The organism is Bacillus sp. SA1-12 (assembly GCF_000981385.1).
Classification (GTDB): Bacteria; Bacillota; Bacilli; order Bacillales; family Bacillaceae; genus Metabacillus.
In genome coordinates this window covers 54,284-79,121 of record NZ_LATZ01000119.1, presented here as the reverse complement: position 1 = coordinate 79,121, position 24,838 = coordinate 54,284, and the positions used below count along the sequence as shown (strand labels likewise).

Below are 24,838 nucleotides of genomic sequence, written 5' to 3'. Positions count from 1 at the left end.
CGGAAATTATTCATTATCACTCATGGAAATTCGTACCATCAGTCGTTGCTTTAATGATACCAGCACGAATCACAAAGTCACCAAAGTGCTCCCCATCTTCACGTTCCTTCGCATAGCGTGGTAGGATAACTCGCAATTCATTTAAAATTTCTTCTTCACCAATGTTTTCCCGGTACATTTTACTTAGACGGCTTCCGTCAAAAGCTGCCCCAAGATACATGTTATATTTGCCAGGAGCCTTTCCTATAAAGCCAATTTCACCGAGTGCATGGCGTGCACAGCCGTTCGGACATCCTGTCATACGGATGGTAATTTCCTCATCGCGCAATCCATTTTCATCTACAATTTCATCGATTTTGTCAATTAAAGTAGGTAAGTAACGTTCAGCTTCTGCCATTGCCAATCCGCATGTAGGAAGGGAAACACACGCCATCGATCCGCGTCGAAGTGCTGTATATTGCTTGCCATCGGTTAAACCGTATTGTTCAATAAGTTCAGTGATTTGCTTCTTTTTCTGGCTTGATACATTGGCAATAATCAAGTTTTGGTTTGCTGTTAAGCGGAAATCACCAGTATGAATTTTAGCAATTTCACGTAAACCAGTCATCAGTTTGTAATGATCAAAATCTGTAACACGGCCGCCTTCAACGAATAGAGTAAAATTCCATTTTCCTTTTACTCCTTTTACCCAGCCATAGCGATCTCCGTTATGATCAAAGTGGTATGGCTTTGCTTCTTCAAGGCTCCAGCCGAGACGATTTTCTAATTCTTCCTTAACCGTTTCAAGTCCTAGACGATCTACAGTATACTTGAAACGGGCATTTTTACGAGAAGAACGATTTCCGTAATCACGCTGAATCGTGATGACTTTTTCCGATACATCATATAATTGCTCAGGTTTACAGAAACCAATCACTTTTGCAAGCTGAGGATATGTTTCCTTATCACCATGTGACATACCCATACCGCCGCCGATTGCCACATTAAATCCAATTAGCTTTTCATCCTCAATAATTGCGATAAAACCAAGATCCTGTGAAAAGACATCAATATCATTTGATGGCGGCACAGCAATACCGATTTTAAATTTACGTGGTAAATAAAGCGGACCATACATTGGTTCAACTTCTTCAATATCAGGTGTGCTAGCGACCTTTTCTTCGTCAAGCCAAATTTCATGATAAGCTCTTGTGCGCGGCAATAAGTCATTACTTAATTTTTTTGCCCATTCATATACCTCTAAATGGATATCTGATTGAAATGGATTTGGGTTGCACATAACATTTCTGTTTACATCCCCGCACGCCGCAATCGTATCCATTAGGGCTGCATGAATTCCTTGGATCGTTTTTTGCATATTCCATTTTAAAATACCGTGCATTTGAAATGTCATACGTGTGGTAATTTTTAAAGTACCGTTCCCGTATTTATTTGCAAGGTCATCCATAACAAGCCATTGCTCAGGTGTTGCCACACCGCCAGGCAAACGAACACGCAGCATAAACTGATAAGCTGGCTCAAGCTTTTGCTTTTGCCGCTCATTCCGCAAATCCCGGTCATCCTGCAAATAGCTTCCGTGAAATTTCATTAATCTGTTATCATCATCATTAATTCCGGCACTAATCTGATCAAGCATTGCCTCTTTCAACGTGCCCCGCAAATAGTCACTTTCTCTTTTTATACGTTCAACATCACTTGGCGGGCCATCCGGTGCTTTTAATGTATTATTCACCATGTTGATAAACTCCTTTCATGTAAAAATCAGTATACATCTCGTTGATAACGTTTTTGCTGCTGCATATCGGCCAGATACGCTTCTGCTTGTTCACGGCTCATGCCGCCTTCTTTTTCAATAATATCAATGAGCATGTTATGAACATCATGTGCCATATTCTTTTCATCACCACAAATATAAACTGCTGCTCCTTCTTGAAGCCACTCGAATAATTCTTTGCTGTGTTGAAGCATGCGGTGCTGAACATAAACTTTTTCGTCACTATCGCGAGAAAATGCAATATCCATTTTTGTTAGAACTCCATCTTTAAGCCACTTTTGCCATTCTGTTTGGTAGAGAAAATCCGTTACAAAGTGCTGATCACCAAAGAATAGCCATGATTTTCCTTCCGCTCCAATTTCCTCGCGCTCTTGCATAAATGCACGGAATGGGGCAATGCCTGTACCTGGTCCTACCATAATAATCGGGGTTTCAGGGTTAGCTGGGAGTTTGAAGTTTTGATTATTCTGAACATAAACTGGAAGTGTGTCACCTGGTTGCAGGCGCTCAGCACACAAAATTGAGCAAACACCTTTTCGTTCACGTCCGTGAGCTTCGTAGCGCACCGCGCCAATTGTTAAATGAACCTCATCAGGATTAGCTGTTAAGCTGCTAGAAATAGAATAAAGGCGAGCAGGTATCTTACGTAAAATTGAAACGAAGTCCTGTACTGTTCCATTCCAAGGAGCAAAATCTCGTACCAAATCAAGAAGATCACGTCCATCAAGGTACGATTTTAATTTTTCTTCATTACCTGGAGATACAAGCTCCTGAAGCTCCTGGTTTGCAGAAAGCTTCGCAGCCTTTTCAACAAACGGTTTTGTTAATACCGTAATTTCAAAATGTGATATCAGCGCTTCTCTAAGTGCTAGACTTTCACCTTGTTTATTGATAGTCACATTTTCTTCCGGATTCCATTTCATTTCCTCAAGAAGCAAATCAACAAGCTCAGGATCGTTTTGCGGGTACACGCCAAGACTGTCACCAGGTTCATAAGACAAGCCTGAACCTTCAAGGGAAATTTCAAGGTGACGTGTTTCTTTGTTAGAACCGCGGCCATTCAAGTTAATACTCTCAAGCACTTCTGCTTTAAATGGGTTTGTTCGTGAATAGACAGATTCCTCTGCTTGCGGGGCTGCAGCAGCTACCGGTCCAGCAGTTCCGCCCTGTGCTTCGTTTAATCCGCCAAGAACGCCTTGGATCCATTCAGCAGCTGGCTCATCATAATCAAGATCACAATCTACACGATCATAAAGTCTTTTGCCGCCGAGCTCTTCCAATCGTTGATCAAAATCTTTTCCAGTTTTACAGAAGAATTCGTATGAACTGTCTCCAAGTGCTAAAACAGAGAACCTTAGTTCGTCAAGTTTTGGCGCACGTCTTCCATTAAGAAACTCATGGAAAGAAAGTGCATTATCCGGTGGATCGCCTTCACCATGTGTACTAACTATGATGAGAAGATTTTCAACCTTCTTCAAATTGTTTGGTTTAAAATCACTCATTGACGAAACGGTTACATTAAAACCATTCCCTTCAAGTGTCTTACCTGCTTTTACAGCAAGACCTTGTGCATTTCCAGTCTGGGATCCGTAAAGAATCGTTACGTCTTTTGAGATTGGCTGTTCAGTGCTTCCGACTTGAACTTCTTGAGTTGGCACACTTGGAGTGCCTACAGCAGAAGCAGTTTGGGAAGCTGCTAAATAACCGCTTAGCCAAACCTTTTGAGATTCACTTAAAGTTGGCAGAAGACGGTTTAGGAGCTCTGCCTGCTCTTGGTTAAACGGACTGTTTATTACCTGAAGTTGCAACACTTTCCACCTCACAAAAGTTATAAGTATATCGTTAACGTCATTTGTATACAATGACTGGCTTCAACATTTTTCGCTATTTCTCTGTTGATATCTTACCTTTTCCAGCATTGGTACATATTAAAAATATTCTAATAAAACTTTACCAGAAGATCATAGATTAGTAAAATACATATAAATAATCATAGTTATTAAAATTATTAATAGTCAGGTGGGATTTTTTTGTACTATGACGCCTTAAAGACATTTGTAACCCTTGCAGAGGTGAAAAACTTTACGAAAACGGCTGAAATCCTTCGCATGTCACAACCCAGTGTTAGTTTGCATATAAAAAATTTGGAAAAAGAGTTGCAAACAAAGCTATTTATACGGTCTCCAAAATTCCTGAAAATCACTCCAACTGGAGAAATTTTATACGATCGCGCCAAGCAAATGATCACCATTTATGAACAAACAATACAGGATATTTTGGAGCATCATAATTCAATAAAAGGAGAGTTAAAGATAGGAGCAAGCTTTACAATCGGTGAATATATTTTGCCTGCATTGCTTCTAGATCTTCAAAGGGATTACCCTGAGCTTGAGCTGCAAGTAGTTATTGGAAATACAGAGGAAATTGTTCAATCTGTACGGATGTATGAAGTTGATATCGGATTAATTGAGGGGCAAACAAATGAAAAAGAGCTTTCTGTTCATGCTTTTATGGAAGATGAATTATACATTGTTTCTTCACCTAATCATATGCTGGCACAAAGAGCAGAAGTTACAATTGCTGATCTGCAAAACCAAGCTTGGGTGACAAGAGAAGTTGGTTCAGGAACCGGAGAATATCTTAATCATGTTTTTCGGACCAACGGCTTAAAGGTACAATCACTACTTACAATCAGCAGTAATCAAGGAATCAAAGAAACACTGATAAATGGTATGGGGCTGTCTCTCTTATCTAGAAGTGTAATTGAAAGGGATGTCCAGCATCAAAATCTGTCCATTTTAAAAATGCAAAATCATACCTTTAAACGCACACTTTCCTATGTTTATTCACCCATAATGGCCGATAAAAAAAATGTGAAGACCTTTATTTCAGCTTTAAACAAAAAGTGGCCAAATGATATCAAATCATCTTAATGCTATTGTCAAACATAAAAAATATGTCGAATAAAGTTATACAGCTGACTTAAAATGAATCAATTCTGCTTTTAAGTCAGCTCTTCTTTATCTTTAACCAACTAAGGAATAATCTTTTCACCGATTTTTTCAATAATCGCTTCCGTTAATTCTTTCGTAATCTCTGACAGGTTTTTCTTTAGTTTATTATTGATCATTTTCGCCATCTTGCCCTCTGGTATGATTTCAAGAAAGCCAGTCATACAAGTGCTGTTTTCAGCGATCGCTTCTGCTTCAAAGTAACCTTTTCCTGTCATTTTTTCATTTATTCCGGTTAAATTAAAGGTCACCTTTGTCGGCTCAACCCAACTTGTAATCTCAACTTTCAACTCGATTTTTTTCTTTATCATCCCCAGATCTGTTTTAAATTTCCAAATGGACTCCCTTTCACTAACTATTTCATGTTCTATATAACCCTGTATAAGTGGTGCCCAGTTATCCATATCACTTACAAATCTCCAGATCGAATAAATTGGCAAGTTTGCTTCTACTTTATATAATTCACTCGGCATGTGATATCCCTCACTTTCACTTTGCAATTATTTATTATTTACAGACATTCTGCCTATTCGTCAATTAAGAGCCTATTCATAAAATCCATTCATTATGCCAAATAGATTTGCTGTATACACAATTATGTAAATTTGTGCCAAATTGGAAGCATAAAAAAACGCGTGAAACAACATTAGCATCCAAATAAGGATACCGTTTCACTGCGTTCATGTAGCTATTATGATATTAAATATTTTTTAATACCAATAGCCATATGGATAATAAGGATATGGATAATAAGGATATGGATAGCCATAATAAGGAGCGTACAATAATGCGCTGCCTAATAAACCACCAAGGACTCCCCCCAAAAATGGTCCACCGAAAAACGGTCTTCCAAAAAATGGTCTTCCAAAAAACGGTCTTCCAAATGGTCTCCCAAAGATTCTTTCATCACTTCCGTTGAAAATCTGGAAATTATGTTGCATTGGCTTTTACCTCCAAATAGGTTTTTTAACTACTTTAGTACACAATATGTAGGGGACTTATTCGATTCCTTAGGTTAATTACCTATTTTTTAAACAAATACCTATACTATTAGGAATATCCCATTTTTAATTGAGGAAATTAAAAGAATTAAAACGCGAAAAAAAAAAGCCTTCAAGAAATAGTGGTATCTTGAAAGCAAAAACATGTTTCAAAAAGTCTCTTTTCTATGCATATATTTTTATAAATAGATTCTTTAACAAAACTATTTATGGTGATAGAAGGTGGTTGTGAGACTCCTCCTTAGCATAGCTGGACAGCTGGTAAAACTGATACAGAGGTTTAAGAAGAAGATGGACACCGCCCGCCATGCGGAAAGCGAGCATCTCTCGCTGCAAATAGCATCAAAGTTTACGTGGACTGCATTAAAAAGATTATCTGCTTAATTTTGCTTCATTACTTTTACATCTGTACCTCTGAAGGTGATGCAGGTTCGATAAGGCTGACGTCTAGTTCATTAATACGAGTAATCGTGTCTTTCCATGATGGACTGATAAATATGAACCGAATGGAGGTTGTTTTGACGGCATCAAAGTTCAGCAGTGTGAATTGCTCCATAAAGGCATCCTTGTCGTTATTTCTAACTTCGGCCAAGGTTTTCCATTCAGAACCATCTAAATATTCCAGATTAAAATCCTTAACTTGCCAGCCTGCCGAGCCGGTGACCGGCACATGCCCGCTCCAAAGCTTAACTTGATTGAGTGTTTGAGCGGATGACCAATCCAGCTTAAGAAAAGAAGGGGTCTGTGTTCCACTGGATAACCATCGTGTAGATAAGTTTCCGTCAACTGTTCCTTCCTTTATATTAGTGCCAAGAGTGGAGTCAACCGACAATTGAGCAATTGCAGCAAGGTTATTTGTAATGCTTAAGGTAATTGTACCGCTTTGCGTTACACCATCCAATGTGACTGTTACCTTAATTACAGCATCGCCTTCCTTCAGTGCTGTTACTTTTCCGCTTGTGTCCACAGAAGCAAGCTCTGGTGTAAGACTCTCATAGAGAATCGTGGCATCATCTAAGGTAACAATAGTTTCCGTATTCATTTTTCCTGTTACATGTAATGGAGTTGAAGTATTAGGTATAAGCTGAGTTTTATCTGCAGTGACATTTAGACTGGCCAATTGAACAAGGGGATAAGTTTCCACCCTTAGATAAGGGCGCATATTACTCTCGGAGCCATTATACAGTTGAGTAAGATACCCAGTCTTTGCAGGATCCTGGGCAATGGCAAGCGACACCATCTTATCGCTTTTTAATTGGTCTTTCACAAACATCGTAGCATCGAAGATATACCATGCATCAACACCATCATTTCTAATAGGCAGTGTAGAAAGATGATCTCCAAGTTCAGGCGGGGCATGACTTGAATTCCACATTAAATTATTTCCACTCCATACATCATCATCGACACTGTACAAGGTATTTGAAACCGGCATTTGCTTGCTATTGCTTTCTAATGCCCTTCCATGCACGTAAAGCCAAGCTGTAGCAATCTCTCCATTCAGTTCACTTAAATCATATTTTAAATAAGTTCGAATCGTGCAGTCATCATCACCGCCTTTAATAAGTAGTTTTGAAGGATCCAAAGCATATGATGAATTTTTTTGAACACTTCCGGATTCTCCTGCAGACAACTTTGTAGCTGTGACCATATTGTTAATATAATCTGTTCCGCTATTATCGCTTATCTCATTTCCGGACAACAGAATATTGGTTCCATGCAAAATACCTATTCCATTCGTGTTGCCCGTTACACGATTATTCTGAATGACGATGTTCTCAGGAATGCCTGCTCCATTACCAGCGTTCTTTGGATCCCCATCATCTTTCATCGTAATAATACCCCAGAACTCAATGGCTTTATTGTCATATATTTTGTTGTTTCTAACTATGGTATCAGGTGCATTCTTCAGTCTAATCCCCTGGCTTCCCTCTTTCGTAAAATGAATGATCGTATTGTTTTCAATCACGGTTTTGGGAGAGCCTAGATAAACTTGGATACCGTATTTATCTACATTCTCGATCACATTATCATGAATATAGTTGCCCGGGCCTGCTGCATCATGTGTTTCACCAGGATTACCTACTCCGATGGCTGCTTCTCCGCCTCCAACGATATGGTTAAAACGAACCTCGTTCATATATTCGTCTTCGCCATGAAAGTCAATTGAATCTAATGAAATGTTTTCAAATTTGTTGTTTTCAATGAGATTATTATGGGTGTAGAATTGCATTAATGTTCCATGACGCAGATTAGGTCCAATAAAACGATTATTGCGCACAACATTAAAATAGGAATCGTCTTCTCTGCCAAGGCGGCTTTCTTTTGGCTTTCCTTCAATAGAAACACCGTAACCGCTCCCTCCATCTGCAACATCCGTTGCGTTCCTAAATAAGGAGTTTTCCACGACCACATCGCGACTATTAGAAATTATGACACCTGTGCGCTGGAATTTTTCAATTGTTAGACGGTCCAGAGTAATATTGGAAGATGCCTTCCCGCGAAACGAGGTAATGTATATTGCTTGTTTAGGTCCGCCTCTTTCAGGGTTGGGAGTTCGAGTGTCGGTGGAATAATTCAGGTTCCAGCTCGAGGTAAGGGTCATATTACTGATTTTTATATCGGTCTTCCCTGCAATCCTGATAATAATCCCATAATTAGTAGCGTGTTCTCCGAAATCGTTCGCATGTTCTGAAACGAGCAGAACCTCGCTCTGGCTTTCTCCGCGGAGCTGGACGCCCGATTTTACTGTTAAGTGAGAGACGCCATCATAAGACGTGCTTGATAATTGATAATGACCATTTGGAAGATAAACCTCGTCGCCAGGCTGTGCTTCCTCCAAAGCTGCACGGATAGCTCTCGCATCATCCACTCCGTTATCCGAAGGGTTCGCTCCATATACAACCACATTTAGTTTTCTTCCCTTTACATTTGGTGGCTTATGCGGATTATGCGGCGTACCGTCCGCATTATATAGTCCAGGCTTGGTTGGTATCGGTGCATCAGGGTCCGGTCCGGTAGGCGGTATTTCCAGTTCTTTTAATACGTACCCATCCGGATGGGGAGGATATACATGAATTTCGGTAATGCTGGTCCATTGATTCTCTCCGCGACCTGCAACACGAACATAACGGGCTGTTACTGGCTCGAAGCCGAATGCCTCTAATTGAATCGTTGTACCGCTGCTGGTACCGTTGTATACTTTGGACCAGGTCGTTTGATCGTTGGAAACTTCGATGTCAATTGTTTTAGTCCGATTATCCCCTCTGTAAAAAGCAACGCCTAAATATGAGATCTCCTTTTGTGATCCTAGGTCCAATTCTATCCATTGTCCATCACCGTAAGCAGACCAACGGGAGGTAATATCGTCATCGATCGCATATCCCGGTATATTGGCATCGCTGCCACTGGCACGGTGTCCAACGATCGAATAAGGAGTTGCAGAGTCGCCGCTTGCGACAGCAGCTTTACCCTTACTAATCTGACTTTCGTCAGCTTGAACCTGTACTTCCCTAAAACTAAAAAAACACGTGACTAGCATACATAAAATTAAGATAAAGGTTATTGGTCTTTTGGCTCGTTTTCTCATTATCCGCAGTCACTCCCCCAATAATTAAATTAACTTAATTATTGTAAATTTAACCCAAAAACCCCAAATAAGGGCATACGGGTAGTGCCAAGACAAATCAAGACTTTAGGCAACGAGCTTGAATGATTGTAAAATCATGTTAGTGTATAAGTAGACCGCTTTTTAAGTAGATGAATGCAAACTTTTGTTTAAACAACAATTGAGTGAAAATTACAACGTTACCAGGTGTTTAAAGAATGTTTGCAAACAATTTCTTATCCGCTTTGAGATGCTGCCAAACACTTATTGTCTTTAGCAGGTTTAAAATAAAGGAACATTCCTAACATTAATTGTAATACCTCATTAAAAAGGTAATCACCAAAATCTTTTTATACATAAATGAACATGGCCAACTACTGGATTCCATTTTGTATTTATAAAAACAGTTTCATAGTTTAAACTCACATTGCTGAAATAGATTTTTGTAAGCGCTTTAATTATTTTGATTGCTGCTTTTTCTTTCTAAACAGGACATTGTCTTCTTCTAGTTGATTATAAGAGACTCAAGTACTTGTCACTATAAGATTTTTCTGTTTTAAAGAAATTCCTTCTCTATACTTGCTTGGAATTCATTCGCTGACCTCGATAATGAAACTGAATAAATCACCCCCTTTCTGAACCAATCGTACGGCTTTCTTTTTATGAGGTATAGCTTGCAAACTTATTTTTTAAATATTTTATGCTCATTTCAATACTTTCTAAAGGGTGGCGCTTACATTGATCTTGTTCTACAATCCACCACTCTACCTTAGATGCTTTTCCTTGATTCAGAACTCCATCAAGATCAACACCTCCAGTACCCAACTCTGCAAAAAATTGTTCTCCATCAGTTGTCATATCCTTAATGTGAACAAGAGGTGTTCTGTCTTGATACCGTTTCAACCACTCAACTGGGTCTTCACCCCCTCGGGTTAACCAATAAACATCAAATTCTGCTTTTACCCATTCCGAGTTTGTTTCATCAAAGATTGTTTCAAGTGCCGTTCGTCCATCAGCAAATCGAAGCAGTTCAAAATCATGATTGTGATAGCAAAGTGTAATCCCCTCTTTATGACAAGTTTTCCCAATGCTATTTAATAGACTAATAAACTCAAAATAATCTTCTTCTGTTCTTCTTTCGTGAGGTAAGTAAGGACAAACAATTTTAGTACTGCCTAATGAATGTTGATAATGAATGATATCTTCTAATTGATTCTCTAACAATTCAAGCGGTATATGGCTTGAGACAGCACGCAAACCAAGATCATCAAGGATTTTTTTCAACTCCTTAGAAGCCATATTTCCATACCCCGCAAACTCCACACCCTGATACCCAAGCTCAGCTACATTTTTTAACGTTCCTGCAAAGTCCTTCTCACTTTCAGCTCTTAATGTAAACATTTGCAGTGCAACAGGAATATTCGACATTTCCTTTCTCCCCCTTTTCAAAAAATATAACTATAGAGTTACTTTCTCCGATGGCGTTATCTCTAAATAAGCTCCCTGTTCTAGCAAGGCGGACTGTAGTTTTCGAATGTTCAATTCTTGAACCCTTACATTTTCTCTTGCTGCAATGGCAGCTGCAGCTCCTCCTGCATGACCTATTGCACCGGCAGTTGGTGTTGTTCTGACGCCCGCTTGCGCTTCAAAAGTTGCAGAGAGACATCTTCCAACAACTAATAAATTGTCTATTTCTTTCGTAACAAGACATCTATATGGTATTCCGTAAATCCCCCCCCATTCTAATTTCTTATGGGAAGTGCCTTCTCCATCCGGACTGTGAATATCGATTGGATATCCTGAGTGGGCAATAACATCATCAAATTTGCGTTGTTCCAATAAATCCTCTGCCGTTAAAGTATATAATCCCTTAATTTGCCTTGAGCTGCGTACACCAATGGAAGGACCGGTTGAGACAACAACAGCATTTTCAAATCCAACCATATACCTTTTCATAAAGTACTCGAGTTCACGGCATTGTTTCCTGCCTTCAATTTCAGCTTTGCTTAAGCTCCAAGGGTCAGTACTGTCAAATCCTAATAATCTAGTCGTGTTAAAAATGACTTCTCCTGGATTATTGGTTTCAAAAAACAAGACATCCTCTCTTTTTATCGTAATGTCCCCTTTTTCTTTAGCTTCTTTAAACTCTTTTAAATAACCTACAACTGCTAATCGCTCAACTTTATTAAAATCTTCAATGTTTTCTGGTACTCTAGTAAAGTTATCAGGATTTTCTTTTACATATTGCTTAACTCGATTAATATCAACGTTTCTTACTTTCATTTTTAAAGTCATGGGCTGGGCAGCACCATCTGATTCTCTTCCTTTCGTAAACTTGACGCCTGACCATGCTGCTAAATCTCCATCACCTGAAGCATCAATAAAGATCTTGCCGCTAATTTCAGAAAGACCAGCTTTATTGCAAACTTTTATCTTTGTTATCTTATTTCCTTCTTTTATTACTTCAGCTAATACTGTGTGGTATAAGATCTCTGCACCACTTTCTACTAGCATCATTTCTATTTCATGTTTCATTGCTTCAGAATCAAATGGAGTAACAGAGTATGTGTAATTTGTTAAATCCTTTATGTGGCCAACAGATTTGCCGATTTTTTTCAACCGCTGAATAATTTCATCTGTTATTCCTTGAATAGCTTGTTTTTTTCCAGCGTGAAAAGTCATCATAGGACCTACTCCTGCAGCAGTCAGCATTCCACCTAAAAATCCATAAGATTCAATGATTAATGTTTTGGCTCCTAACCTTGCAGACGCTATTCCTGCAACCGCGCCTGAAATGCCCCCGCCCAAAATGATCACATCAAATTCCCTCATAAAAACACTCCTCAAAAAATAATGAATACTTAACACATATAGCTAAAAACACATTTATACATAACGTGGCTTTAACTCTCTATTATTTTGCTTCTTTTTGTTATCAATGATTGACTTTCCTTGTTTTCGATAGCTAAATTAGCAATCCACATAAGGGCAAATGCAAGGTAACTGAAGCTGAAAAATGGGAGAAGACCCGGAATAGCCTGCATGAGCAAGCCAAAACAAAACAAAATAAAGAACATTGAAATCACATGGAATGGATAAGAGATAGCCATCATAAAAGATATCTTAAATAATTGAATGACCTTAAGATGATAATGAACAAAAACAGGTGCGATAAAAAGTAATGTCATCAAATAGAATAAGCAGACGGCAAACATGAGAAAAAAGAAGATTACCGAAGCAGCCCCGCTCTGAGCTTGAAAAAAACGCAAGTAAAAATAAGAAATAAAACCAACAGCTAGTGCAATCCCGCCAACAGCATTAGCTTTTAGAAAATCTTTTTTATAAAGCTGCTTAAATGCAGGAAAAAGGGAAATGTCAGTCTGTCCACGAATCCACTTTCTTGTTACTGCAAACATCGCAAAAGTCGCTGGAAAAAAACCAAAACCGATGAAGCCTATGACAGTAAATATTGCCCATAAAAATTGCAAATACACAAAGCGTGATATCCACTCCATTACTGTGTAAATGCCTCCAATCTTGCTTTTCTCATGCATATTCGTCTCTCCTAAAATGTTAAAGTTGTTACAAATATCTTTGGATTTATTGTATGGGAATCTGCCTTTTCCCTTTTAATCAAAAAAAGGATTCCAATCCAATAAATCTTTCCTCTTTTCTATTTATATTTGTTAGAAAAATGGCTGCCTCAAATAGATTTTAAAGTTGTTTGAGGCAGCCTAAATTTGTTACCAGTACATTTTCCAATCCTTTAATAATCGAACAAGTGCTTCCATGTAGTAGTAATCGCCCCAAATACAGCATTCATCAACACCTGTATTTTTAGGTTTATGGTAGACTGCGTGTTTTAAAACTCCATTCGCATATGGCATATCTTTTGTTGTGTAGTGTTCAGCCAGCGAATAGATAATGTGAAGCGCACTATTTTCATAATATCCTTTCATTTCATCAGTAAGGGGCAATCTTTTACTCATTTCAAGGAGACCGCAGGCGGCAATGGCAGCAGCAGAACTATCTCGTTCCTCTTCACCTTGTGTGAAAACTAAATCCCAATAACAGACGTGATCCTCTGGGAGGCGATTAAGAAAATAGTTTGCTAGTTTTTTGCTTAGTCTGATAAACTCTTCATCCCCTGTATAGTGATAGCTGAGTGGGAATCCATACATCCCCCATGCCTGACCTCTTGCCCAGCAGGAATCATCTGAAAATCCTTGATGTGTATTTCCGTATAGAGGTTTTCCCGAATCTGGGTCCATATAAAACGTATGGTATGTTGAAGAATCTAGACGAACAATATACTTAGCTGACTGCTTAGCATGATTATATGCAATTTGCTTGTAGGTTTGATTTCCTGTAACTTCAGTTGCCCAATAAAGAAGGGGCAGGTTCATCAAACAATCAATGATCATCCTACCTTTTTGTTCAGGATCTGCTAAATCCCCCCATGCTTGAATGATTCCTGCTTTTTCAAAGTAGCGGCTAAGAAGGAGTTCAGCTGCTTCAAGTGCAGCTTCCTTTCCTTCATTATCGCCTATTAATTTATATGCGCTGACAGATGAGAGGCTGTACAAAAACCCCATATCATGATGGTTGACAGCTATTTTGTTTTTGACTCTCTCTTTAAAACTCTTGACATGCTTTTCAGCTACTCTCCTTAATTTTTCTTCACCGGTATATTCAAAACCAAGCCAGAGCATACCGGTCCAAAAACCTGTTGTCCACTCTACATTGTCTATCCCACGATAAACCAAATTGCAGCTGCTGGAACTAGGAAATTTAACTGTAAAAGCCTCAAGGTTCTGATTGATTTTAATTAGTACATATTCTAGTGCTTTTTCATAAAAAGCGCGGTCCACAGGAGGTCTGCCTGAAAATCTTTCTTTTCTTATAAGGCGTTCTTCAATCACTTGTTCGGTCTTCTGCATCAAATCTTACCTCCTATTATTATTTCTTAACCGATCGATCATACGCTTTTTGATGAAGATCAATATATTCCTCAACACCAAGGTTTTTAAGTTGATTCTTAAATTCCTTATAATCTATCTTTTCTGCACCTAAGACCCATTTTTGCATCATTTCATCCCTGTACGTTTTTAAATCGGCTGCAATTTCAGTAATCTTCTTTTCTTCTTCTTCAGAGAAAGAGAAAGGAGGCAGCGGTTCTGCAAAATAGTTCTTGGCAGAATATTCTTCTATCCCTTTTAAAGCAATTGGATTTAACCATTGTTTCTCATACTCAAAATCCTGATGATAAGAAAAAAGTGTTTGGACTCCATACTCATGCAGTTTTGTCGGAACATCTGGCGAACTCAAAATTTCTTCTTTAAATACAGGTTTTCCATCAACTAAATCGTAAGTTTCTCCTTCTACTCCATAGTTCATCAATCGGCGTCCTTCTTCGGAATAAAAGAAATCGAGATATTTGATTGCTTTTACAGGATCTTTTGTTGAGTATCCAATCGCGACTCCTGCTTTGTCACCATATGGATCTCGGACAGTAGGTTCAATTTTTTCCCCTTCAGAATTTCCGGGAGGAGCAAATGTTTCAAACTTAAACCCGTCTACTTGATCTTTTAATAAATTGTTATAGCCTGCTGTGCTTCCAAACCAATCATGCGTTATTCCGCCCTGATTGTTACCTAGCAAGATATCTCTTGCTTTTGCTCCTCTAGTAAAAATTTCTGGATCAATTAACTTTTCTTCATACCATTTAGCTAATTCTGATAGAGCAGTGCCATACTTATCTTCATATGGGCCGTATTTAATTTTATCGCCATCTAAAAAGAGGTCATTGCGAGCTCCCCATAATATTGTGAGTTCTCCCAAACTTTCCGATATCCTTGAAAAATATGGAATTTCATCTTGTTTGCCGTTCCCATTTGGATCCCTTTCTTTGAACGCTTTTAACACTTCATATAGTTCATCTGTTGTTTGCGGTGCTTTAAGCCCGAGTTTATCCAGCCAATCTTGTCTGACAAACCAACCTTTCTGAGCCTCACCATCTGCAATGAAGGGAACAAAATAAAGATTTCCATCTGATGCTGTTGCATATTCTGCTAAGCCTTCCTTCTCATCAAGATATTTTTTAATGTTTGGAGCATGCTCTTCAATTAAATCATTAAGCGGAAGAAATGCTCCTTCTTTCCCATACTTCATTAAATCCGCCTTAGTACCCTGGACAAAATCTGGTATTTCACCAGAAGCAATCATCAGGTTAAAAGCTTCCTGACTGTCCGTAGATGTCTTTGGAGCCACTCCTTTTAAGCTGACATTTGTTAATTCAGCGGCCTTCTTAAAAGTCGTCCAATCATCATTAAAAATAACCTGGCCATCAAAATGGTGTAGGTGAATTTTCATATCAACAGGTTCTTTCGATACCTGATATCCTGTAAGCCCCTTTTCACTTTCTGAGTTATTATTTACATCAGCTTCACTTGATGTACTATTATTGGAGCATCCGCCAACAATTACAAGAAAGATTGAAAATATGATTATAGTGATCTTTTTCAAGAAAACTCCTCCTTATGCTTTCATACATATTTTTAAAAAGATTCTATGATTGCAGAGTTAGACGAATAGAGTAATCAAAACCTTTCTTTGTCACAGTTACAAAAACAAAATTTTAAAGCCATGTATGATAAGTAAATCTTCATCTCCTATTCCTTTATCCCTCCGATCATCGTTCCTTTTACAAAGTACTTTTGCAAATATGGATAGACCAGAACAATTGGAATAATTGACACAATGATCGTTGCATAAATAACGGTTTCTGCTGAGTATTGAGAAGTTGTATCAAGTGAATTGGCCATTTGTTCCTTTACACTCATATCCACAACCAATTTTTTCAAAAGTACCTGAAGAGGAATTTTACTTTCATCATTTAACACAATCATTGACCAGAAGTACCCGTTCCATCTGCTGACCGCATAAAAGAGTCCAACTGTTATAAGCGCTGGTTTTGATAAAGGCAAAAAGATTTTCCACAATATTTGAAGATCATTTGCTCCATCTACTTTTGCCGACTCTTCTAAAGAATCAGGAACAGATTGAAAAAAGCTTCTCATGATAAAGACCAAAAACGTTGAAACCGCAAATCCTACAATGATTGCCGTCCGAGTATCAAGCAGAGCAAGTTCTTTTAAATTCAAGTAAGTCGGGATGATCCCTGCATTAAACCACATCGTGAATGCGATAAAAAAAGCGAAAAAACTTCGGCCTTTTAATCGCTTTCTAGAAAGCGGGTATGCACCGCAAACCGTTATAAACATACTGAACACTGTTCCAACAACTGTATAAAAAATGGTATTTCCGTATGCTACCCAAATCCCGGGCTCCTCAAGGACCCGCTTGTATGCTTCAAATGTAATATCTTTTGGGAATAAGAGCACATCTCCTCTAAGAACAGCATCTGATGAGCTTATTGAAGCAGAGAGCACATAAATGAAAGGGTAAATGCAGATAATGGCAATCAATCCGACTACAGCATAGATAATGAAATCGGCTATTTTATTTCCAAAATTCTTCATTTACCACAAACCTCCGCTCTCGCTGAATTTTTTCGTAATTTTGTTCACTGTTACGACAAGCACTAATCCAACAACTGCGTTAAACAAGCCAGCTGCTGCCCCAAGCTCATAGTTTGCTCCTTGCAATCCCGCCCGGTATACATAAGTGTTTATAACATCCGCTGTCTCATAGGTTGCCGGTTGATAGAGCAGGATAATGGCTTCGTACCCAACCTCCAAAAAGCTTCCAATGTTCAAGATTAATAAGATCAAAATCGTCGGGATAATCCCAGGCAAGGTGACATGCCACATTTGGTTCCAGCGGCTCGCCCCATCCATTCTGGCTGCTTCATACAACTGCGGATTAATTCCGCTGATTGCCGCAATATAAATAATTGCGTTGAACCCAACATCTTTCCATATGTTCATTCCAATAAAGATGGAGCGGAAATATTCTGGATTGGTCAAAAAATATATTTTTTCTCCGCCAAATTTTTCAATGATGATGTTGACTAGTCCGTTTGATGGTGAAAGAAAATTGGTGACAATCCCTGCTACAACAACGATTGATATGAAATAAGGTAGATATGTTGCGGTCTGAGTAAACTTTCTGTAGGTTACCGACTTAATTTCATTAAAAAGAAGCGCCAAGATAATCGGTGCCGGAAAGGCAAATACCAAGGTGTATAAACTAATGAGGACAGTGTTTTTTAACGTTCTGAAAAAGTAATCGCTTTCAAAGAACTGCACAAAATTTTGAAAGCCGACCCATGGACTGGCTTCAATCCCTTGAAAAATACTATAATCTTTAAACGCAATCTGAAGTCCATACATTGGGCGGTATAAGAATAGAATGTACCACGCAATAAATGGGATCAGCAGCAAATACAAATATTTATCACGGCTGATTGTTTTTTTGATTCTCTGAAGGTGTGAAACACCTATCTTTTGTGTCATTTGGGGGATTTGTTTTTTCTCTTCAGATTGAATTTGTCCATTCATGCCTTTCCTCCTTTTCTTTTTTTCATCTCGTTGACTGATTTGTTCGGTTACCCCCACTTTACTTGCCAATAGCCCATTTTACTATCACCAGTTTTTTGTATTTATCTCCTTTTTTACTTAATCATAAGAAATGTAGATGGATCACAAAAAGTATAGATACAATTGAAACAAATTAAGATGATTTCTCATATTGACCCGGTGAGAGCCCAACATATTTTTTAAAGGTACGGATAAACGTATTAACATTGTTAAACCCGACCATGCTCGCCACTTGATTAATTTTCACATCCTGTGCCGACAAAATCTCTTTTGCCTTTTCCACACGGTACAGATTTAAATATTCTTTAAAGTTTTCTCCTGTTTGTTCTTTAAAGACTCTGCTTACGTAACTCGAGGTTAAATTAAAATGCTCGGCTAAATCAGATAGAGAAAGATCCCTTTGAAAATTTTCATGAATAAAATTCATCAGTTGATCAGCTACTGACAAATCTGTCTTTTTTGTTTGTTCTTGAATATTTTCAAGAAGCTCCTCAAATAGACTTGTGATCGTTTGCTCAAGCTTTTCTTTACCACGAATATTTTGAAGTCTTTGATAGACCGTTTCATCTTCACCAAAGATTGTCCTTTCTTCCTGATTAGTCTGAGATAATATTCTATGAATAGTGGCGAGTACTTCAAATACAAGGCTTCGGAGTGCAGATTCATCAAGTTGTCTAACATATAAATTATCGTTTAAGATGATTTTTAGAATGGACATGGCCTTCTCCTTCTGGCCTCTGCAACTAAAATTAATTAAGTCTTTTTCCATCTCGAGCGGGTAATAGTAGCTCTTTTGCTCAAAACTCTCAATATCTTCTGTTGTCACAATGTTTTTTCGTTCAATCGCATACCTGTATTCAAGCAGGTTTCTTGCCTGTTTATATCCTTTTTCAAAATCATAAAGTGCTGCTACCGGTTCACTGATCGTAATAAACATTGTAGCATGCAGACGTTCGTCTAACCCTGCGTTAAACGAATTTAACCAGTCTCGAATTTTTTGCAAATTCGTTTCACTTGTTAAGATTGCGAGTTTTTCTGCCTCCATCTCAATCATTTCATAAGAGATGTTCTTTTCGATATGTTCCTTTAAATAGGTTAACAGCTGAAGCTTGATGGTCAGAATCCCTTCACGTGTAACCGATTCCTCCCACTCCTTATAATGTGTGAATTCAAAGAGGATGACCCTTCCTTGTTTTAGCCTGCTAAGACCGAAAAGCTCAGATTTCTCCTTCACTTCCTCTTTCTCGGCTAATCCAAGAAGCAAGTCTTTCATAAATTTTTGTTTCAGCGACAGTTGGTGATGATCAATCGTAGAAAGCAGTTTTTCGTTCACTTTTTTCATATTAGACGTTATTTGCTGAATAAAGGCAAACTCATCTCCTTCGATGCTCTCCTCTCCATCTTTTAATATATGAAGAACTTTTTTCACAGGCTGATACGTATAATTCACAAACACAACTTGAACTATGAGCCCTGCTAATAAAAAAAGTAAATAAACAGGCAAGGAATCCACCAGTAGGGCGGCAAAGGATGTTTCAGTTACGTGTTTAGGGGAAATATAAAGATACTGCCAATCTTTTAACACTTCAGAGGATAAGGATTTAATTTGGTAGCCTGAAGCTGTTATTTTTTGATATGGGATTGGCTCTTCATGAGAAGGTTTCAGATGTTTTAATTGATCCCGAGTCAAGATGTAGGTAATCGAATGATTCTGAAAAGTTGTTCGATGACTTAAGATACGGTTCCCCTCCACTAAGGCGAATCCTCCCTGATCAACTGAATGTATAGCAGGGTACAGGTTTTTCGTATAGAAGGAAAGAAAAAATACTACATTCTTGCCTTCAGCTATCCTCTCTTTTTTCAAAAGGGTAATATACAGATTATCTTTCTTTGAATTCATAAGCGAAAATAATTTATACTGGCCAAAGCTGTTGTTTTTTTCCTTTAAATAGTTATCCACCTGTTCCTTTTCTTCATTATTAATTTCAAGTTGCTGAAAGTACCGTTCTTGATTAATTGTCATGTCGGGTGTCACAATCAAATCTTCATCTGTCTTCATCACACCTAGCTTATACTCAAATTGACTAAAAGCATTTGAATTATTCTGCAGCTCTTTATACAGTTCATTAACATAGTAATGCTCCAACTTACCATTCGTATTTTGACTGAAATTCTCAAACGCTTTTGAAGACTTGAGCTGGTTAATACCGCTCAATGCAACCAGTAAACGATGATCGACTTTTTCCTTCACCTGTTTCAAGAGCTCCTTCTGGCTCTGTTCCAGCTCGTAATTCGTAAACTCCTGATTTTTTATATAATAAACGAATGACAATGCTGCTGTATAAATAAAAATAACCGCCATCATACATATAAATAACTTCCAATAAAATTTTTTCTTTTTCATTGCTCTCATCCCCCGTTCTTATTAAATTGGTAGCAACATAGCTTCCTATTTTTATATAATTTTACTTTTGTCTCAACTTTCTTATTACAATAAAACCATTTATCCTCTTGATAAGGTCTGGTTCTATGTTTTGTTTAATTACTCTACACAAAGTCAAATTCTCTTCACAACTTCGATTTGCTCCATTATAATTCCTTCTTTTTACAAGGACACTGCCAAAAACAAAAACACCTCTTTTACTTAATTTTGGCCTTTCGTTCGTATTAACATAGGTCAATACCTTCCATACTCCAATTAATTTCATGACAAAAAGCCTTCAAAAAATAAATTTCTAGAAGGCAAGATTTCCCTAGATATTGAAAAGCCTAATCTATAGCTCCTTAATGAATAAAAAACATGTCCGACATGATCTACATCCATTTTCAAGGGTCGGTTATACAACTAATCCCCTTTCCTTTTTATAAAGCTATTTACAATTGTTCACATATGGAAACAGAGAATTAGATCACTATTTAGGGGTGAGGGTAACTAGTGGTAAAATATACAGGAAGCTCGAATCTTTAGCAGCAGTAAAAAAAATAGAGGGGAACTAATAAGATTTGCTGATAGAATTAACGATTTCAATGTTGACTAAGTTCAGTAAAGAGATTAAGGAAAATGGCTAGCTCCGGTAATCATTCTATAAGCGGACTACTTCACATCCACCTAAGAGCAATTGTCAGATGACAGCATTCTGATCCCCCTACTCGTGCAGAAAGCTTTAGATTAATGCCATCTGGGTTAAACGATGTTTCCACCTCGGATTTTATCCCTGTAGACTTAATTAATCTTTCGACTTCCTTCATATTTGATTGTTTGGCTGCATACATGACCTTTTGGGCAAATGGTTTTGATTGTGCAAATCTATCTAATATCAAACTTGCTTCTCTCATTAATTTTTGCATTGATTTGGCAGATTGCTCGAATAATGTAGGATCAACATCTGGATATTGTCTATTTAAATACCGATGGTTGTTCGTTAACGAAATCATATCTAACTGTCTAACAGGATAACCATAACCATGATAAAATGGGTGATACATAGGTTGACAATGAAATGGATACAAGTTTTAGCAGCTCCTTTTCGTAAGTTACCACTTATACTATACGATTAAAAATGTCTACTGGTGTTTGTCTTTTTAAGCTTCTCATCTGGATAAGCGTAAAAATAAAAGCTGTCTCATAAGAGGAAATAGCTCTTTATTTGAGACAGCTTTTTTATTTTTTTATAGGTAGAACAAGGCTAACAGTTGTTCCTTCATTAACTTTACTTTTAAAATCAATTTTTCCTTTATGAAACTCAACAATTCGATAACTAACGGTTAATCCTAAGCCTGTCCCTTTTTCTTTCATCGAATAAAATGGCTCACCAAGATGTTTTAATCTTTCTTGATTAATCCCACAACCATTATCTATAAATTGAATGCAAATATGTTCCTGATCAAACATTTCAACAGTAACTTGAATTTTATTTGAAGATGCTTCTATTGAATTTTTAATAATATTAATAAATAATTGTTTTAATTGATTTGGTTCACAATCAATAGGCGGGAGCTTTTCGTTTGTTATGATTTCCAGCTCTGCACTGTATAGATTCGCTTCAGACTCTAATAATGATTTTACATTCCTTAATAGCTCATTAATATCGCGTGTTTGAAATTGTATTTGTTGGGGCTTAGCTAATACTAAGAGCTCGCTTGCTATAATATTAATCCTCTCAAGTTCATCAAGCATAATTTTATAAAACTTTTGATTCTCTTTACTGGAGGTTTGAAGAATTTGCACAAATCCTTTTAACGATGTTAAGGGATTTCTAATTTCATGTGCAACACTTGCAGCCAATTCACCCACAACTGATAGTTTTTCTGTTTTTAGAAGAAGCTCCTCTGTTTCTTTTTCTTTCGTAATATCAACAGCATAGCCAATTACTCCAACTGTCTCATCATTTATGATCATTGGAACAGCTGTACAACGTAATATTTTTTTAAATCGGTCTTTGGTAACCATTTCAATTTCTTCATTGATCCATGGTGTATTTTCTCGAATCACCTTCTGATAAGCTTCTTTTACCCGAGAACGATCTTGTTTAGCAATAAGGGATATGATTGAATTTTGTAAAAATGCCTCTTTTTGATAGCCTGTGTATTTGAAAAAATGGTCATTTACATTTGATAGCTTTCCTTGTAAATCAATCATATACACTAATGCTGGGTTGAATTCAAACAAAGACTTATATCTTTGTTCACTTTCGGCAAGTTTCTTTTCAGCCGCAATCCTGTCAGTTACATCACGCCCCATTACCACAAGCTCTTTCCTGGATCCGGTTTCATCATCAAAGATTGGAATCTTGATCGTATCAAACGTTTTTACTGTTCCGTCCGGTTTCTTTATTTCTTCTATACAGCGGCTTACTTTCCCTTTTAACCATGCTTCTTCATCCGATATTTCACAGTATCTTAGCGCTTCAGAATAAAATTCACTATATTCAGCCAGATCTGAATCTTTCTTTCCACGGTAGTCAACATGTTCAATTTTAAACAACTTTAAAGCAAACTCATTGGCCTTTGTCCATCTTCCTTCACCATCTTTAAAATTAACAAAATCAACCATGGAATTGATTAAGATATTTAACTTATTCTTTTCTTCCTTTTCTTTTTCATAAGCCTCTTTTTTCAGGATTAAATAATAGATAAAGATACTTGTAAAGATGACAAATAATGTACCTTTAATATTTTGGAGAATTAAGTGAATATCAGTTGGAACATTAATAAAGACAATTAAATTATCAGTCACAATTATCCATAAAAAGCTGAATACTATATATAACAATAGCCATTTTATTTTATTAGCCATGATACTCTCCTTGAATATAGCGATTAATGACTATTTTACTATAGTTATTCTCGGATTACATTACTATTTAAATAGAAATTTTTTCTTAAGAAATACAGAAAAGAGGCTGACTAAACAACCAAAGGGTCAATTCCCTCGTACACTTTAAATCGTTATTTGCGGAAGGGATTAGATCATTTAGAGACAGCCTCTTCTGTTATTCATTTTTAATTGAACTTACTTATCGATAAAGGCGTTAAAACCTTGTTCATTTAATTTCTTAGCGACAATTCGAGCGAGTTGTCTTGCTCCCTCCCGATTAGGGTGTAAGCTGTCACCAGACATATAAAGGTTTTTTGTCGCTTCAGGACCAACAGATGTAAAGTATTGGGAGCTTAGGACATTTAGATCAACCAATGGAACACCTTCCTCCTTAGCTAAAGTAAGAATGGAATGTCTATACCATCTATTTTCTGAGATATGAACATTATCAGAATTAAAATCAGTCGCTCTGCCCTGTGGTGTAGATAAAACAACCATTGCTCCTTTTTCCTTGACCTTTCTAATCATGTCTCGCATAATCTCTTTAAATTCTGCTTCGGTAGTATTATTCTTTGGGTTTGTATCATTAATTCCTAATTGCAAAAGAAAATAATCACCTGGTTTAATATACTGCAAAATGGCCTCTAGTTGTCCATCATCTCTAAAGCCCCTAGCAATTTGACCTCCTGAAGCCATATTTCTAACTTGGAATTTTTGCCTGTCAACAAATTCAGGCAAAAGCTGACCCCATCCAGCTTGGACACTGCTTGCTAATGGATAGTAATTGCAAACGGTCGAGTCCCCCCCTATATAAATTGTGGGATTTGTAATAGGATGTTTAGATATTTTTTTGATCGTTAACGCACTGAGAGTAAACTTTGTACCAACTTTCCCTTCTGTTACAAGCAGGTTTAATTGATTATCGGTAATAGGGATTTGAAATGTATCTGTTGCTCCATTTCCAGTCATATTAATAATTTGAAAGACTCCTTCTGCTGCAACACTTGCTCTTGCAGTATTTCCTAGTGTTACCGTTACCTCGTAAAGACCGTTTGGTAAATCAACATTAAAGGTGTTCGTACTTTTTGTACCAAAAGTTAAAAATTCAACTGCATCACTAGCAACTCCCGTTCCATTTGCTGCAACATTTTGCATGTTTTCGGGTGTATTAAATCCATATCCCTGTTTCTCATTATAACCATCTGTTGCACTAACCCCTGTATACCCCTTTTCCACAGGACCATCGCCAAAATCAAATTGATATTTCTTTGGTGCAGCTTGTGAGGCTTGTACTTGGGGTGGTGTCGAAATACCTAGCACAAAGACAACCAACAAAAGAACTGATAAAACTAGTTTCCATCCTCTACCCTTTTTCACGCTTTGTTCCTCCAATTTCAAATTATTCCGTAAACAGAATTACTTTTCCCGAATCTTAAGAGGAAGTAAAAACCCACTTAAAGTTTCCAGTATAGCTAAGAAGAGAAGTGAAGGCTTGCCACTCTCTCTAGATTCAGTACAAAGGCTACAATTGCCTATCTTATCCTTCAGAAAAATCACTGATGGAAGT

At 37.5% G+C, this 24,838-nt stretch carries 17 protein-coding genes; 1 reads left to right on the top strand and 16 read right to left on the bottom strand.

Going from position 1 to position 24,838, the window contains the following annotated elements:
* Positions 1-16: 16 nt before the first annotated feature.
* Entirely contained in the window at positions 17-1,735 is a 1,719-nt protein-coding gene (gene cysI, locus WQ54_RS19830) for an assimilatory sulfite reductase (NADPH) hemoprotein subunit (protein WP_046586623.1), read from the bottom strand.
* A 26-nt stretch (positions 1,736-1,761) separates the two neighbouring features.
* Complete coding sequence (locus tag WQ54_RS19825; RefSeq protein ID WP_046586621.1) at positions 1,762-3,582, bottom strand: assimilatory sulfite reductase (NADPH) flavoprotein subunit; 1,821 nt, start codon at positions 3,580-3,582, stop codon at positions 1,762-1,764.
* Between the two features lie 222 nt (positions 3,583-3,804).
* Between WQ54_RS19825 and WQ54_RS19820 the strand changes: the two genes are divergently transcribed.
* Positions 3,805-4,707 (top strand): LysR family transcriptional regulator, encoded by a 903-nt coding sequence (locus WQ54_RS19820; RefSeq protein WP_046586618.1) that lies wholly within the window; start codon positions 3,805-3,807, stop codon positions 4,705-4,707.
* A gap of 101 nt (positions 4,708-4,808) precedes the next feature.
* Here WQ54_RS19820 and WQ54_RS19815 read toward each other — a convergent pair whose 3' ends face one another.
* From WQ54_RS19815 to WQ54_RS19745, 14 genes are all read right to left on the bottom strand, one after another.
* Positions 4,809-5,258: an SRPBCC family protein gene (locus tag WQ54_RS19815; RefSeq protein ID WP_046586616.1), complete on the bottom strand. Its 450-nt coding sequence runs from the start codon at positions 5,256-5,258 to the stop codon at positions 4,809-4,811.
* A 237-nt stretch (positions 5,259-5,495) separates the two neighbouring features.
* Positions 5,496-5,726 carry a hypothetical protein gene (locus WQ54_RS19810; RefSeq protein ID WP_046586614.1) on the bottom strand — a complete coding sequence of 77 codons (231 nt, stop codon included), beginning with the start codon at positions 5,724-5,726 and terminating at the stop codon, positions 5,496-5,498.
* Between the two features lie 460 nt (positions 5,727-6,186).
* Positions 6,187-9,375 carry a discoidin domain-containing protein gene (locus WQ54_RS32040; protein ID WP_052737881.1) on the bottom strand — a complete coding sequence of 1,063 codons (3,189 nt, stop codon included), beginning with the start codon at positions 9,373-9,375 and terminating at the stop codon, positions 6,187-6,189.
* A gap of 678 nt (positions 9,376-10,053) precedes the next feature.
* On the bottom strand, positions 10,054-10,821 hold the full coding sequence (locus tag WQ54_RS19800; RefSeq protein ID WP_046586612.1) for a sugar phosphate isomerase/epimerase: 768 nt from the start codon (positions 10,819-10,821) through the stop codon (positions 10,054-10,056).
* A gap of 30 nt (positions 10,822-10,851) precedes the next feature.
* Positions 10,852-12,225 (bottom strand): FAD-dependent oxidoreductase, encoded by a 1,374-nt coding sequence (locus WQ54_RS19795; protein WP_046586611.1) that lies wholly within the window; start codon positions 12,223-12,225, stop codon positions 10,852-10,854.
* A 71-nt stretch (positions 12,226-12,296) separates the two neighbouring features.
* Positions 12,297-12,947, bottom strand: a complete 651-nt coding sequence (locus WQ54_RS19790; protein WP_046586609.1) for a YesL family protein — start codon at positions 12,945-12,947, stop codon at positions 12,297-12,299.
* Between the two features lie 189 nt (positions 12,948-13,136).
* The gene (locus WQ54_RS19785) at positions 13,137-14,333 is read right to left on the bottom strand and encodes a glycoside hydrolase family 88 protein (protein WP_046586607.1); all 1,197 of its coding nucleotides are present in this window, start codon (positions 14,331-14,333) and stop codon (positions 13,137-13,139) included.
* A gap of 19 nt (positions 14,334-14,352) precedes the next feature.
* Complete coding sequence (locus WQ54_RS19780; RefSeq protein WP_052737880.1) at positions 14,353-15,918, bottom strand: extracellular solute-binding protein; 1,566 nt, start codon at positions 15,916-15,918, stop codon at positions 14,353-14,355.
* 146 nt (positions 15,919-16,064) lie between these two features.
* Positions 16,065-16,934, bottom strand: a complete 870-nt coding sequence (locus WQ54_RS19775) for a carbohydrate ABC transporter permease (protein ID WP_046586606.1) — start codon at positions 16,932-16,934, stop codon at positions 16,065-16,067.
* The gene (locus WQ54_RS19770) at positions 16,935-17,915 is read right to left on the bottom strand and encodes a sugar ABC transporter permease (protein ID WP_231597589.1); all 981 of its coding nucleotides are present in this window, start codon (positions 17,913-17,915) and stop codon (positions 16,935-16,937) included.
* 172 nt (positions 17,916-18,087) lie between these two features.
* On the bottom strand, positions 18,088-20,358 hold the full coding sequence (locus WQ54_RS19765; protein WP_046586605.1) for an AraC family transcriptional regulator: 2,271 nt from the start codon (positions 20,356-20,358) through the stop codon (positions 18,088-18,090).
* A 695-nt stretch (positions 20,359-21,053) separates the two neighbouring features.
* Positions 21,054-21,464, bottom strand: coding sequence for a hypothetical protein (locus tag WQ54_RS19755; RefSeq protein ID WP_231597588.1), 411 nt, complete (start codon positions 21,462-21,464; stop codon positions 21,054-21,056).
* A gap of 151 nt (positions 21,465-21,615) precedes the next feature.
* Entirely contained in the window at positions 21,616-23,250 is a 1,635-nt protein-coding gene (locus tag WQ54_RS19750; protein WP_046586603.1) for a PAS domain-containing sensor histidine kinase, read from the bottom strand.
* Between the two features lie 216 nt (positions 23,251-23,466).
* Positions 23,467-24,606: a rhamnogalacturonan acetylesterase gene (locus WQ54_RS19745; protein ID WP_231597608.1), complete on the bottom strand. Its 1,140-nt coding sequence runs from the start codon at positions 24,604-24,606 to the stop codon at positions 23,467-23,469.
* Positions 24,607-24,838: the final 232 nt, after the last annotated feature.

Coding starts and splice junctions, on each gene's coding strand:
- WQ54_RS19770 (WP_231597589.1), bottom strand. CDS start 17,915: ATGAATGGACAAATTCAATCTGAAGAGAAAAAACAAATCCCCCAAATG.
- WQ54_RS19785 (WP_046586607.1), bottom strand. CDS start 14,333: ATGCAGAAGACCGAACAAGTGATTGAAGAACGCCTTATAAGAAAAGAA.
- WQ54_RS19775 (WP_046586606.1), bottom strand. CDS start 16,934: ATGAAGAATTTTGGAAATAAAATAGCCGATTTCATTATCTATGCTGTA.
- WQ54_RS19750 (WP_046586603.1), bottom strand. CDS start 23,250: ATGGCTAATAAAATAAAATGGCTATTGTTATATATAGTATTCAGCTTT.
- WQ54_RS19815 (WP_046586616.1), bottom strand. CDS start 5,258: ATGCCGAGTGAATTATATAAAGTAGAAGCAAACTTGCCAATTTATTCG.
- cysI (WP_046586623.1), bottom strand. CDS start 1,735: ATGGTGAATAATACATTAAAAGCACCGGATGGCCCGCCAAGTGATGTT.
- WQ54_RS19765 (WP_046586605.1), bottom strand. CDS start 20,358: ATGAAAAAGAAAAAATTTTATTGGAAGTTATTTATATGTATGATGGCG.
- WQ54_RS19795 (WP_046586611.1), bottom strand. CDS start 12,225: ATGAGGGAATTTGATGTGATCATTTTGGGCGGGGGCATTTCAGGCGCG.
- WQ54_RS19810 (WP_046586614.1), bottom strand. CDS start 5,726: ATGCAACATAATTTCCAGATTTTCAACGGAAGTGATGAAAGAATCTTT.
- WQ54_RS32040 (WP_052737881.1), bottom strand. CDS start 9,375: ATGAGAAAACGAGCCAAAAGACCAATAACCTTTATCTTAATTTTATGT.
- WQ54_RS19800 (WP_046586612.1), bottom strand. CDS start 10,821: ATGTCGAATATTCCTGTTGCACTGCAAATGTTTACATTAAGAGCTGAA.
- WQ54_RS19790 (WP_046586609.1), bottom strand. CDS start 12,947: ATGCATGAGAAAAGCAAGATTGGAGGCATTTACACAGTAATGGAGTGG.